5 protein-coding genes are annotated in these 14,689 nt (G+C 64.0%); all 5 read right to left on the reverse strand.

Features of this window, described 5'->3' with window-relative positions:
• Positions 1-2 precede the first annotated feature (2 nt).
• The 5 genes from I6F21_RS20630 to I6F21_RS20650 all read right to left on the reverse strand — a co-directional run bounded on the left by I6F21_RS20630 (position 3) and on the right by I6F21_RS20650 (position 14,473).
• A complete protein-coding gene (locus tag I6F21_RS20630; protein WP_225142744.1) occupies positions 3-9,737 on the reverse strand; it encodes a non-ribosomal peptide synthetase in 9,735 nt (3,244 codons plus the stop codon).
• A 78-nt stretch (positions 9,738-9,815) separates the two neighbouring features.
• A complete protein-coding gene (locus I6F21_RS20635; protein ID WP_036023852.1) occupies positions 9,816-10,784 on the reverse strand; it encodes a TauD/TfdA family dioxygenase in 969 nt (322 codons plus the stop codon).
• Entirely contained in the window at positions 10,753-11,508 is a 756-nt protein-coding gene (locus tag I6F21_RS20640; protein WP_225142743.1) for an alpha/beta fold hydrolase, read from the reverse strand. Before I6F21_RS20640 ends, I6F21_RS20635 begins: the two co-directional genes overlap by 32 nt.
• Before the next feature lie 21 nt (positions 11,509-11,529).
• Complete coding sequence (locus tag I6F21_RS20645) at positions 11,530-11,757, reverse strand: MbtH family protein (RefSeq protein WP_036013449.1); 228 nt, start codon at positions 11,755-11,757, stop codon at positions 11,530-11,532.
• Between the two features lie 376 nt (positions 11,758-12,133).
• Complete coding sequence (locus I6F21_RS20650; protein ID WP_225142741.1) at positions 12,134-14,473, reverse strand: TonB-dependent siderophore receptor; 2,340 nt, start codon at positions 14,471-14,473, stop codon at positions 12,134-12,136.
• Between the last annotated feature and the right edge of the window lie 216 nt (positions 14,474-14,689).

The following is a 14,689-nucleotide window of genomic DNA, read 5'->3' on the forward strand; positions in this document are numbered from 1 at the left end:
GCTCACTGCTCCGTTCCCACCAGTTCCTGGAGCTCTTCGGCATCGAATTCTTGCTCGATGAGCCTGATCGACACGACCCGGGCAAATGAGGCAAGATCGGGATGAGCGAACAGATCCGAGACCGCGATTGACACGCCGATCTCCTGCGACACCCGGCTCAGCACCCGCACTGCGAGCAAGGAATGTCCGCCGAGCTCGAAGAAGTGATCGTTGCGTCCGACCTGATCGACGTCGAGCAGCTCCGCCCAGATCCCGGCCAGCGCCAGCTCGATCTCGTCCTCGGGTGCCTCGTAGGTGCGACTCGCCAACGCATCCTCGCCCGGCGCCGGCAGTGCACGCCGATCGATCTTACCGTTAGCGGTGAGCGGCAACTGCTCCAGCACCGTCACCGACGACGGCACCATGTAGTCAGGCAGAACGGCGGACAGTGCATCGCGCAAGGCGCGGCCGTCGAGCGACGGCCCGCCACTCGCATAGGCGAACAATTGGCGCCCGGTCCGGCCTTCGCCCGCCACAACGGCCGCCGCACGCACGCCACGCTGCTCGAGCAGACGCGCCTCGATCTCTCCGAGCTCGATACGGAAGCCGCGGATCTTCACCTGCTGGTCGGCGCGGCCGACATATTCAATCACGCCGTCGTTGCGCCAGCGCGCGAGATCGCCGGTGCGATAGAGGCGCGTGCCATCGTCGCTGAACGGATCGGGGACGAACCGCTCCGCGGTCAGTGCAGCCCGGTTCAGATAGCCGCGGGCCTGGCCAACACCACCGATGAACAGCTCGCCGGTGACGCCGGCGGGAACGATATTGAGGTCGGAATCGAGAATGTGCGCCGACCTCGCACCAACGGGCCGTCCGATCGGTGCGGGCTGGTGAGGTGTCAACGCGGCGGCGTCGACGATCCACGCCGTCGGCGCGATCACCGTCTCGGTCGGGCCGTAGGCGTTGACCAGAAGATCGATAATGAAAGCTTCTCGAAATGCCCTGACCCCGGTATCGGACCAGGCTTCGCCGCCGACGATACAGGCCCTGATCGCCAGCCTGCGCCCACCCTGCCGCAATGCCGCGCTCAATTGATCCGCATAGGCCGGCGGCAGGAAGATCGAGGTCACCGCATTGCGGGTCATCTCGCTGACGAGATCGTCAATCAGGAGACCGGGCTTCGAAGGCAGGACGAGCGAACCGCCCGTCATCAGCGGTACCAGCCATCGCTCGTGGGCGATGTCGAAATTGATCGATGCCGTCTGGAACTCGCGGTCACGCGAGGTCATGCGGTACAGCCGGCCGATGGCTTCGCAATGCATCGCCAGCGGTCCGCGCGCAACCGCCACGCCTTTCGGCGCGCCGGTCGACCCGGACGTGTAGATGACATAGGCCAGGCTGTCCGGATGGATTTCGATGTCGAGGTTCCCGCCGTCCTCGCCGGCGCGCGGCGATGGCTCGTCGATGCAGAGCGCCTCGACCCCGGCTTCGCGCAGCACCGGTGCAAGCGGCTCGAGCAGCGCGCCTTGCGTCAGGACCAGCGCCGCGCCGCCGTCACGCAGCATGTAGGCAAGCCGCTCGGCCGGATAATCCGGATCGAGCGGCAGATAGGCGCCTCCGGCCTTCAGAACCGCGAGCAGCGCGATGATCATGTCCGGGCTTCGGCTCAAGGCAATGCCGACCAGCCGATCCGGACCGACGTTCCAGAGGCGAAGGCGTCGTGCGAGCGCGTTCGCACGCGCGTTCAACTCGCCATAGGAGATGCGCTGGTCGCCGCAGACGATGGCAATGGCAGACCGCGCCTGCGCGGCCTGTGCTTCGATATGCATCACGACGTCGGCGCAGGATGATGCGGAGGTCAGCCGCGCTGCGCCACTCCATTCGAGAGCTCGTCGCGCGTCCTGCTCGACTGCCGCAGAGAGATCACCGAGCGCACATTCCGAATTCGCCGCAATCCGTTCCAGCAGGGCGTGGAGAATGTCGCGAAGGCGCAGGATCGCCGCCTCGTCGACCCGGCTCCGGTCATAGTTGAATTCAATGTTCAGCCGATCGCCGGCGGCGAACACCGCGACCGCCAGCGCATAGTTCGTCGGCGTCACATGCGCCACACGTCCCAGCCGCGGACCACCTTCCCCGCCTCGCAGCACCCCCTCGTCGATCGGATAGTTTTCGAACACCAGGATACTGTCGAACAGCGGCTGCCCGGCACGGCCGGCGAGGCGCTGAATGTCGTAGAGCGGCGTCCAACCGTGCTCGCGCATCGCCAAATTCTGTTCCTGCAACTGGCGCAGCCAATCGCCCACGATAGCTTGCGGGCTGGTCGCATCGACGATGGGAAGCGTGTTGATGAAGAGGCCCACCATCTCCTCGGACCCGGGCAATTCGGCCGGACGGCCCGAGATGGTCACGCCGAAAGAGACCGCGGACTGCCCCGAATGACGCCGCAGCAGCTGTGCCCACGCACCCTGGATGAGCGTATTGAGCGTCACCCGTTCATGCTTGGCAAAGGACTTCAGCCGCTCGGTCAGCGCTGCGTCCACCGCAAGCCCGACACTGGCATGGCCTTCGGCCGGGGATGTCTTGGAGGGCGCCAGCGTGTTCGCGAGCAATGTGGGCGCCTCGAGCCCTGCCAAAGCCTCGCGCCAGAACCTCTCGGCGCTCTCGCGATCGCGACCCTGCAACCATGCGATGTAGTCGCGGTAGCTGCCCTGCACGGCCGGCAGCGGGCGACCGCTCGCCTGCTGCAACACCTCCGCCACCAGTCGGGCCGAGCTCCAACCATCGACGAAGATGTGATGATGGGTCCAGATCAGCCAGTGCCTGTCGTCGTCGAGACGGATCAGACGGATACGCTGAAGGGGCGGCTGCGAAACGTCGAAGCCCATCTCGCGCTCACGCCGGGATATCTCCGCCAGCGCGGCTTGCAGATCCGCAGGCGCGCTCCCGCGCCAATCCTCCTCGACGAACGGCACCGTCACATGACGATGCACCACCTGCTGCGCAGCACCCGACAGATTCTGCCAGACAAATCCGGTCCGCAAGGCCGCATACCGGTCGCTGACCACCTGCCACGCGGCTTTCAGCTTGCCGGCATCGACGCCGAACAGTTCGAGCCCGACCTGATTCACATAGGCGTCGTTGGCACCATCGCGCAGCGCATGAAACAGCATGCCCTGCTGCATCGGCGAGAGCGGATAGATGTCCTCGATGCCGCGAAGATCCAGGTTCGCAGCCAACCGATCGAGATCGGATTGAGCGAGCCCCGACAGCGGGACATCCGATGGCGTGAGACCGAACGCTCCATTGCAGCAATGGGCGATCAGTTCGCGCAATGCGTCCTTGTAATGTGCGGCGAGCCGCTCGATGGTCGCGTGCCGGTAGCGCTTGCGTCCGTATCCGAGAGATAATTCCAGCCGGCCTTCACGCACGAGGCCTGTAATGTTCAGCCAACCGCGCATCGGGGCCGTGGCGCTACGCGAGGGACCTGCACTCTCCGCTGCGAAGGAGAAGCGCTGGTTGGTCCCTACGTTGGCATCGAATCGGCCTAGATAGTTGAAGACGATCTGCGGCTCTGCCAATTGCGCCAGAGCCTGGCGCTGCTGCCCGGAGCCGAGATGGCGCAGCACGCCATAGCCGATCCCGCGATTCGGAATCGCGCGAAGCGTCTCCTTGACCGCCTTGATCAGCGACGCCTCGTCGCCTGCATCTTTCAGCCGGACCGGAAAGGCCGTCGTGAACCAGCCGACGGTGCGGGACACATCCGCATCCGGGAAGATATCCTCGCGGCCGTGGCCTTCGAGCTCCACGGCGATCTCGTCGTGCTGGCTCCAGCGCGACACCGCACGGACGAGACCGGCGAGCAGGAGATCATTGACCTGGGTCCGATAGGCAGCCGGCGCCTGTTCGAGCAGTTGCGACGTCAGGTCGGCATCGAACACCAATGACACCTCGCCGCCGTCCCCGACGCGATCGACGTCGCCATGGTCGTCATCGCACGGCAGACGCGCGCCGGCGCCACAATCCAGCCAATGGGGCAATTCGCCCGCGATCTCGGCGGTTACCGCATAGGCATGCAGCCGCTCGCTCCACGAGGCATAGGAGTCGCTCTTCGGCGGCAGCGCGACGGGACTGCCACGCTGGAGTTGGTCATAGGCCAACGCCAGGTCCTCCAGAAGGATGCGCCAGGATACGCCATCGACGACGAGATGATGGATCGCAAGCAGCAAGCGTTGGCTACCGTCCGCCAGGTCCATGCCGACAGCCCGCAGCAGCGGTCCCGAAGACAGTGAGAGACTTTCCTGCGCAGCGCGGGCGAGCGCCACGACCTCCGTCGCGCCGGCGACGCCCGCATGACGCCACAGCAGTTCGGATGACGCCGGTGCCGGGCCCTGCTCCGCCCGCCAGGCGCCATCCACCTGCCTGAACCGCAAACGCAGCGCATCGTGATGGTCCAGGATGGCCGCAAGCGCGCGCCGCAGCGTCTCCCAGTCGACCTGCATCCGCGGCAGCAGCAGAACCGCCTGGTTCCAGTGATCCCGGTTGGCAATGTCCTCGGCGAAGAAGCGCGTCTGAATCGGCATCAGACGGGGCATGCCAGATGCGGTGTCGCCGCCGACTGACGTCCTCGCCGCCGGTCTGTCCTTTCTGGTCGTCCCCGCCGACATAACGGCGACCGTCGCCAGCCCGGCAACCGTCTGCTGGCTGAAGATCTGCTTCGGCGTCAGCCGGATGCCGCGCTTGCGCAAGCGGGCGATGATCTGCAGGCTCAGAATCGAATCGCCGCCGAGTTCGAAGAAATTGTCATTCCGGCCGACGCGCTCGCGAACGAGCACCTCGCACCAGACCGCCGCGATCGCAACTTCAAGATCCCCCGCAGGCGCGGCATAGCCGGCCGACGCCCCCTGTTCGGCCGGTTCAGGCAAGGCGCGACGATCGATCTTTCCGTTGGGCGTCAGCGGCAGTCGCACCAACATGACGATGTGTGACGGAACCATATAATCCGGCACGATTGCAGCCAGCTGTTGCTTGATCGCCTCGGCCTGCGGACCGGCGCCGCTCTCGGGCACGCAATAGGCGATCAGCTCCTGGCGCTCACTCGCACCGATGGCGCGTGACACGACCACCGCGTCATCGATTCCCCGCAGCGCCTTGATGACGCGCGCGACCTCGCCCAGCTCGATGCGATAGCCGCGCAACTTGATCTGGTCGTCAGAACGACCCAGGAATATCAGCCGGCCCTCGCGGTCGCAGCGGACGCGATCCCCGGTTCGGTAGAGGCGCCCGCCCGCGGCGCCGAACGGATCCGGCACGAAGCGTTCCGCGGTCAGGCCCGCCGCGCCGCGATAGCCCCGCGCCAGCCCAGCGCCGCCGACATAGAGCTCGCCAACGACTCCGATCGGCACCTCGTTCAAGGCGTCATCGAGGACATGGACGCGCAGATTGGCAAGAGGCAGACCGATCGGAACCGAACCGTCCCCGCGGCCTGCCGCGCACTCATGCGTCACCGCACCGACGGTCGTTTCCGTGGGCCCGTAATGATTCAGGATCCGGCATTCCGGCCGCAAACGCCGGACGTCGTCCAGCAGCGCGCCATCGCACGCCTCGCCGCCCAGGACGAGCGCGTCGCGGGGGAGCAGATCGGCCGAGTGCGAGGCCTGAAGCAGCCCTCGCAGATGGCTCGGCACGATCTTGAGAATGTCGACCTCGCCCTCGCGCATCGCTTGTGCAAACGCATCCGCGTCGAATACGGCCTCTGGTGACAGCAGATGCAGCGTGCCGCCGGATGCGAGCGCACCGAACAGGACAGTGTGGCCGAGGTCGGCCGCCACCGTCGAAACCATCGCCATGCTCGCCGACGGGCGCGGCTTCAGACGTTGCAGCAGAGCCTGGACATAATTGGCCAAGGCCCCGTGCGAGACGCTGACGCCCTTAGGCGCGCCGGTCGATCCGGAGGTATAGATGACGTAAGCGGTCTGCGTTGGATGAATGGTCGTGTCGAGCGGCAGGCTCGATACCTCGGCGCGCGCCGCTTCCGCCTCCGCGTCGAGCACCAGGCAGCCCAGCTCGCGCGCATCCGTCAATTTGTCGCCTGCCGCAAGCATGATGTCGATGCCGCCGTCGGTCAGGATACGGCGGACGCGCTCCAACGGCCATTTCGGATCGAGCGGGACATAAGAGCCGCCCGCCTTCAGCACACCGAGCAAGGCGACGACAAAGGCCGGAGAGCGCTCGATCCACAGCGCAACCGGTGTCTCGCGTGCCACGCCCTTCGCGATGAGGGCGTGTGCGATACGATTTGACCGCTGCTCGAGCGCCGCAAAGGTCAGTTGCCCCCGGCCGCATCGAATGGCGATGGCGGTCTGTCGATCGACTGTCGCCGCGCGATGAAGGCTCACCATATCGGCGAAGCCGAACGCCGCAGCCTCACTCGGCACGGTCTGCCGGTGTCCGTCGTCGATGACGAAGTCCGATATCCGCCGCTCGGCGTTGTCGGCGATCTGGCGCAGCATCGAACCGAATTGCGCCGCCAGCCGTGCAATGGTCGGACGATCGAATAGGTCGGTGGCGTAGTTGAACGTGACCTTCATCCCGACGCCATCGATGACGTCGAGGGCGAGATCGAAATGCGAACCAGCGAGATCGACAATGTCGACGTCGGCAGCGAGCCCCTCCACGCCGGAGAAACCGCCCGGCGCCGTCATGTAGTTGAACTTCGCCTGGAACAGGGGATTTTGCCCACCGCTGCGTTCGGGCTTGAGGCTGTCGACCAGCATTTCGAACGGAAGATCCTGGTGCGCCAGTGCCTCGACCACCAATTCCCTGACCTGACGCAACAGGCTCGTGAAGCTCGCTTCGGCGGTCATCTCGGCCCGCAGCACCAGCGTGTTGACGAAACATCCGATCAGTCGTTCGAGCTGCGTATGCCGGCGCCCGGCGACCGGCACGCCGACACGCAAATCACTCTGCCCGGTGTAGCGATGGAGCAGCGCGTAATATGCGCCGAGCAGTAGCATGAAGACGCTGACGCGCTGCTTGCCGGCGATCTCCCGGAGCTGGGACGCAAGCACGGCGTCGATGGCCAGACCGATCGTATCGCCGGCATGGCTCTGGATCGTCGGGCGCGGCCGATCATGCGGCAGCGCCAGCACCGGGTGAACATCGCCGAGCTTGGCGCGCCAATAGGCGAGCTGCCGATCGCCCTCGCCGCCCGCAAGCCAGCTTCGCTGCCAGGCCGCAAAATCAGCATATTGAATTGCCGGAACCGGCGGCACGCCTGCGTCCTGACCGGTACCGGCTCGATAGAGAGCGGCTAGCTCTTCGAGTAGCACATCAAGCGACCATCCATCGACGATGATGTGATGGGCCAGCAACAGCAATTCGTAGGCATCGTCCGCGAATTGAAGCAGCACGGCGCGCAACAATGGCCCGTTCACGAGATCGAATGGCTTGCCGAGCTCGGATCGCCTGACCGTCTCCGCGCGCTCGGAGCGCTCCCGCACAGAATAGGCGCGGAGATCCTCGTGCCGAACGCCGATGCTCATGACATCGTGGACGAGCTGCGTCCCACGGCCGTCTCTGGCGATGAACGTGGTGCGCAATATCTCGTGACGACGGACGATCTCGCCGAAAGCACGCGAAAGCACTGCACGGTCGAGCCGTCCCTTCAGACCGATTGTGCTCGCAACGGTATAGGCTGTCCCAGCAGGATCCATGTTCCAGAGGAACCAGAGCCGCTCCTGTGCGTGCGACAGCATCGTGCGATCGGCCGCGACGGCCCATGGGATCGGCGGGAGCGCCCGGCCAGCACCCGTGCCCGCCAGAGCATCGATCCGGCCAGCGAAGGCCGCAAGCGCCGGCGCGTCGAAGAAGGTGCGCAGCTCCACTTCCACGTCCAGGCGGTCGCGGATCGCAGCAGCAACCTGGCCAGCCGCGATCGAGTTTCCGCCCAGCACAAAGAAATCGTCCTCGCGATGCACCGCCGCGACGCCAAGCGCCTCGCACCACATCGCAGCGACGGCACGCTCGGTATCGCTCGCCGGCACCGTCACGGATGCAGTGCCGCGGCGACGCCCTCTCTCGAACACCGCGAAGCTGTCGAGCGTGTTGTCGGCGAGACGCGTTGCGCAGGCCGACCGCTGCAGCTTGCCGCTCGTCGTCAGCGGCATCGCTTGCGGGTTCAGCAGAACGATCACGGCCGGATATTCCTGCGCCTGCCGGAGCACGGCTTCGCCGATCGCATGTGCGAGCGCTTCCGGATTGCTACGCTTGAGCACGGCGCGGCTGAACTCCGCCGCCACTCCGATGGCTTCACGCCCCTCGACCTCGATGGGAAAGGCGGCAACCCGTCCGCTGCGGACGGATTCGACCTCGGCTTCGACCGCCTGCTCAACATCCGTCGGATAGACGTTCTGCCCGCGAACGATCAGCAGGTCCTTGAGACGACCGGCCACCACGAGTGCGCCGTCGCGAAGGAAGCCGATGTCGCCGGTCCGCAGCCAACGCGCACCATCTCGCTCGACGAAGGCTTGATGCGTGGCCTCGACATTGTTCCAGTAGCCGAGCGCGACACTGGGACCAGTGACCCAGATCTCGCCCACCTCATTCGCCTCGGCCACCGCCGATTCGTCGACGCGCATGATGCGCACGGCGTGACCAGCAGCAGTTCGACCACATGCCACGAGGTCCGTGCCTTCGCTGGCGCTCGCGATGCGGCCGGCGGCGAGTTCCGCGGTGTCGAGCGTGTAGCTGACGGTCTCGGCGGTGATGTCGCTGGCCGTGACCAGCAGCGTCGCCTCCGCAAGTCCATAGCAAGCCGTCAACGCCCGTCGATCGAACCCGGCCCGCGCAAACCGGTCGCCAAATTTCTCGAAGGTGGTGCGGCGGACGAACTCCGAGCCCGAGAACGCAAACCTCCACCGGCTGAGGTCGAGCCGACGGATGGTCTCTTCCGAGATGCGGTCGGTGCAGAGTGAGTACGCGAAGTCGGGGCCACCGCTCAACGTGCCGCCGTGACGGTCGATGGCCTCGAGCCAGCGCCGTGGCCGCTCCAGGAAGTTCCGTGGCGACATCAGGACGCCGGTAAAGCCCGTGAACAGCGGGTTCAGAAGTCCGCCGATCAGCCCCATGTCGTGATAGAGCGGCAGCCAGCTCACAAACACATCGTTCGGCGTTCCACTACAAACCGCTTCGATCGCACGCTCGTTGGCCGCTAGATTGCCATGGGAGACGCAAACGCCCTTCGGCTGCGAGGTCGAGCCGGATGTGTATTGGAGGAACGCGATCCCATCGGTGGCAGGCCTCGTCTCGCACCAGTCCGCGGCGAGATCGGGCGAAATCGTGTCCACCGCAACGATCTCCACGTCGGCGAGCTCGGGCAATGCCGCCTCGATGAGACCGCGCAGCCCCGTCTCCACCAGGATGAAGCGAGGCGCGGCATCCCGCAGGATACCGTTCAGTCGTCCTGCATAGCGCTCGGGACCGCCCTCAGGCGGATACGCCGGCACGGCGACTACGCCCGAATACAGGCAGGCATAGAATGCGACGGCATAGTTGATCCCGCTCGGAAGCAGAATCACCGCCCGTTCGCCCGCACCGCCCATCTGCTGAAACCATGCCGCAAGCGCCCTGATCCGAGCGTCCAGCGCGGCAAACGTCAGCTCATCGGCAACGTCGTCGCCCTCCAGGAATCGCAACGCCACCTTCTCCGGTCGCAAGGCGGCATGCTCTCGCAAGCGTTCGACGAGGTCGGATCTGTCCATGTTCTCAAATTCCTGTCCGGCCGCGCGCCGGAAATCCCCGCCGCCCGAATGAGACGTGCCGCTGATCACCCTTGCCGATCACCCCTGCCGATGAGCTTCCGCCATGGCGACGATCACCTTGCGCGGACCCCTGAACGGGGCCCGCGCGTGCGCGGTGAGCATGTTGTCGAGCATCACGACGTCCCCAGCCTGCCAGGGAAAGCTGATCTTGTGCCTCTCCAGAACGGTCCGGACCGTTGACAATGTTTCGTCCTCGATCGTCGAACCGTCGCCATAGAAGACGTTGCGCGGTAGATCGGCTTCGTCCTCGACCACGTCGAGCAGACTCTCGCGCACCTCCGGCTCGAGATTGGAGACATGGAACAGATGCGCCTGGTTGAACCAGACCCACTCCTTCGTGACCGGGTGCTGCGCCGTGCCCTGACAGACCTGGCGCGTACGGAGTTCGCCATCTTCCTTCCACTCGCATTCGATGTCGTGGCGAGCGCAGTAAGCTTCCACCTCCGATCTGGAGTCGGTGCCGAACACCTGCTGCCAATCGACGTCGAGCCCGTTGCCGTAGTTCCGCACATACATCACGCCCTTCTCGGCGAACCGCTCGCGAATGGCCGGCGGCATGTCGCGATAGATGGCGCGGCTGTCGGCGATCGGCGTCTCGCCGCCTTCCAGCGCTGGCTGCATGCAGTAGAACCAGATCTTCATCGGCCAATCGCGGGTATAGGCCTGCTCGTTGTGCAGCGGGATATGCTGGTGCGGCGGATACTCCGTGGACGTGTAGACGCCTGAGGTCACCTGCGAACGCGGCGTCGACCCGAACTCGTAGGTCAGCAGCGGGTGGCCGAAATCGGCCGCGAAGGCTCGAAACGCATCGGGACCATCGAGCGCGAAATCGCGAAACACGATGCCGCCGCTGTCGGTGAGGTACCGGTCGATCGTTGCACGCAGCATGGGAAGGGATTCGCCGAGCGGCTGCCCGGCCTCACCTGCCCTAAGCAGCATGGGAAGAGCCTTGCCCTCAATGAGTGGCTGGACGGAGAACGCGCTCATGATCCTCGCTCCGATGCAAACCGGTCGATCGCCCCGATTGCCGGGCCAGCGCCCAGCCGATCCGGTCGATCAGTTCGGCCTGCTGTGTGTGAATGAAGAAGTGATGCCCGGGCAGAATATCGAGCGTGAATGCCGCCGAGGTCTCCAGCCGCCAAGCCTCGAGTGCTTCGCGGCTGGTCTCGTCGTCCGCTCCGCCAAAAACGTGTACGGGGCACGGCAATGGACGCCGCGGCCGGTAGGCATAGGCTCCGCACATCAGAAAATCTGCGCGCAGTACCGGCAGCGCGGATCGCATCAACTCGGCATTCGACAGCGCCTCGTCGGGTGTGCCCTGAAGATCACGCAGCTCCTGCATCAGCGCCTGGTCGCTCAGGGGATGGCGCCACTTGCTGCCGTCCCGCACCGCCGGCGCTTCCGCACCCGAGGCGAAGAGAATGGCCGGCGCAGGCGCCCCGCGATCGAGCAGGCCATGTGCGAGCTCGAACGCGATCACGGCACCGAGGCTGTGCCCGAATAGTGCGTAGGGCCCGTCGAGCTGCGCGGCGAGTTCACCAGCCAGCTGTGCCGCCAGCACGCGCGGATCGGTCGCCAGCGGCTCGTCCATGCGCGCACCGCGGCCGGGCCATTCCACCGGCCGAACGTCGATCCACGACGACAGCAGCCTGCGCCACCGCGCATAGAACATGGCAGTTCCGCCGGAATAGGGCAGACAAAGAAGCCGCATCGGACGACCGGACTTCGCTGACTACGTCGTCTGCTGAGGCGACGCGCCGTCCATGAACTTGCGCAAGCTGAGCGGGCGCATGTCGGTCCACACCTGCTCGATATGGTCGAGACATTCCTTCTTGCTGCCGGACTTGCCCACCGCCTTCCAGCCGGCCGGAATCTCCTTGAACGTCGGCCAGATGGAGTATTGCTCTTCGTGATTGACGACGACGGTGAAGGTGACGTCGTCTCTGTCGAACACCATCATGGCGCGATCCCCTTTTCGGAAAGCGAAAGCAGAGACGTTTGACTAGGTGAGAAGCCGACGAGGGTCAAAGCAATATCGACGCGACTTTTTGTAAGACCTCAAAATTGGCGACGGGCGGACACAATGCAACCTCCGCGCTTGCGCGCCAATACGCGGAAAACTATTGGGATTTCAGGACGCGACGAAGATTGCTGCAATTCTAACTGCGCAAGGAGGAACTTTTCCGATGTGGCGTGATGGTGCGATTTTATCGCGGTGGTGTTTCATGACACTGTCATCAATCGCGACAAGTGCAGCTTGCTGATTATGGACCAACGAAAAACCGCCGCGGACCAGATCCACGGCGGTGCGCATCGGGAGTACCAAGGACCAGCGTTCAGAAATTGAACGTCGTCGACAGGAGGTAGGTGCGCGGCGCGCCGAGTGATACCGCGCTACTCACCGTGCGATAGGAATTCCAGTACGCCTCGTTGAACACGTTCTCCACGCTGGCGCGAACAACAATCGGCTTACCGTTCCAAGGCGACACGAATGTGTAGCGTGCGCCAAGGTCGACTCGCGTCCACGCAGGAAGCTCCTGCGTATTCGCATCGTTGGCGTAGCTCTCGCTAGTGTAGATGACCCGGCCGGTCATAGTCAGTCCCGGCAGGAACGGGGTGTCCCACTCGGCGCCGAGGTTCAAGTTAACCGCCGACACGCCGACGGGAACCTTGCCATTGTAGTTGACGATGATCGATCCGACGGAGACCGCCTGCCTGACGACCTCGCCGTCAATGAAGGTCACACCACCCAGCACCCGGAACGTCGGGGTCACCTCCCCGAAGGTGAACAGTTCGAAGCCCCGATTGCGCTGCTCGCCGGAAAGTCGCCTCGCAGGTAGGGTTTGCCCCGGCACTGCGACCGAAATAATGTTCGGACTGGTGATGTCAAATGCGCTGGCAGTAAAGCCGATCCGGCCCATATCGACCTTCATGCCGACTTCCTTCTGCTTGGTCTGAGCAGGAGGAATGATCTCGCCAACGTTCGAATACGACGTGGCGCCGACAACGACTTCGGGCGCCTTAAGGCCTTCGATGTAGTTTGCGTAAAGGGAGATGTTCTCCACCGGCTTGACGATGACCGCATAGCCGGGACTCCAGGTCGGAACGTCGACACTCGATTTGGCAGAGGTCAGCAGGTTCACGCTGTCTACGCCCGCTGTCTGCCGCCTCGCCCCGACAACAAACTGAAGCCTGTTGTTGAACATCGACATCGTATCAGCGATACCGACACTGGTAAGCTTGGTTCGCGTCTCCAGATTCTGGGCGACGGTAGCGAAGTTGGGATAAGGGATCGGAACCGGATTGTACAAGTTTGAATTGATCGCAGCGCCTGCCCTGCCGAACGAACTGTAATCTCGCTCGAAAGCCGAGTAGTTCACAGTCAAGAGATGATTGATGGGGCCGGTATCCACCGAGGCTCGCAGCCCGACCTCACCTGTATAATTGTCATAAACATCGCGCCCGCTGAATGGAACGGCCGTCCAGTTGCCGTTCGCGTTCGTGATGCGCGGCGATGGATAGACGTAGTCGATCTCGCTCTTGTGATATCCAGCCGCACCGTACGCCGTCACCGACTCCGTTAAATCGACTTCACCGCGCGTCATGGCAAACGCGTCTTTCGGTTTCCATGTCGCCCATTCCGGCATGTAATTGGCGCCGGGCTTCGGAAGGGCGGGAACTGGGATGGTGGTCGCGAACGGAGGACTGGTGGTAAACGTCAGGAACCGCAGCGGCGGCTTCAGATCATCAGCCTGATAACCGATATCCGTTGAAAAGCGCACGCGTTCACCCCGGTAGTCCAGATTGAGCACGGCGTTGCCGAACTGATCGGTCTGCCGATCATACGCAGTCGAGCCGCCCCGCGCCTCACCATTGAACCGGACGCCCCATTCTTTATGTTCGCCGTATCGACGGCTCACATCGGTTTGCAGTCCGAACTGAGACCTTGATATGTAAAGTGCAGTGAGTTGCGTGATGTCGAAGTCAGGTGCGCGCTTAGTCACCAAGTTAATGCTACCACCATTGGCACCTGCAGGCGGCATGCCGCCGAGAAGCACGCCCGGTCCCTTCAGAACCTCGACGCGCTCAAGGAAATTCGCTGACGTGGAATAGAACGGCGCCATTCCATAGAGGCCATTCATGGCGTAGTCGCCACTGTCGTGGTAGAAGCCCCTGATGTAGACACCATCGATGCCATTGCCGGCAGGCGTCTTCACCCGGACCGAGGGATCGTTGAACAGCACATCGCCGACGGTGCGCGCCTGCTGATTCTTGATCAGCTCCGCCGTATAGCTCGTCTGGTTGAACGGCGTGTTCATCACGCCGCGATTGCCGAGCAGACCGAGACTCCCGCCGGTTGCAACCTGGCCGCCTGCGTAGGCGGGCGGCACCGTGCCGACCGTTCCGGTCGAGGGCACCACATAGGGAACGGGTGCAGCCTGGCGCGGAGGCGCCGCGGCGACGGATCGCTGTCCACGCGAGGCGCGCGTCGACTGTGATCTCTGGACCGGCTGACGAGCTCTCGGCTTGGAGGCATCCACGGTCACGGGCGGCAGATTGGATTGCGCAACCGCATGCTGAAGGTCACCCGAAGATTCCATCGACAGTGCGAGATAACTCACCGCGCCCAACGATAGTGTACGCACGATTTTCCTGGCCGAGAGTTCACGCGTCATTCCTGCGCCCCAATTCCACTTGCAAGCACGTCCCCGTCGCTTCCTAACATACGACGGTGCTGCGAGAAGGAATTGGGACCTAGAAATTATCTAAGGTTGCACGACGAAACCGTCGTGATCGGAGAAGCGATTTCCTACTTCGAACTTCACTGCAAATTTTCGAAAGCTTCTAGTTTCAAATCGTTCTAAGCGCCGATCCAACATGTGGCATGCAGG

This window comes from Bradyrhizobium sp. NBAIM03 (assembly GCF_020194055.1).
In the GTDB taxonomy this organism is placed as follows: domain Bacteria; phylum Pseudomonadota; class Alphaproteobacteria; order Rhizobiales; family Xanthobacteraceae; genus Bradyrhizobium; species Bradyrhizobium yuanmingense.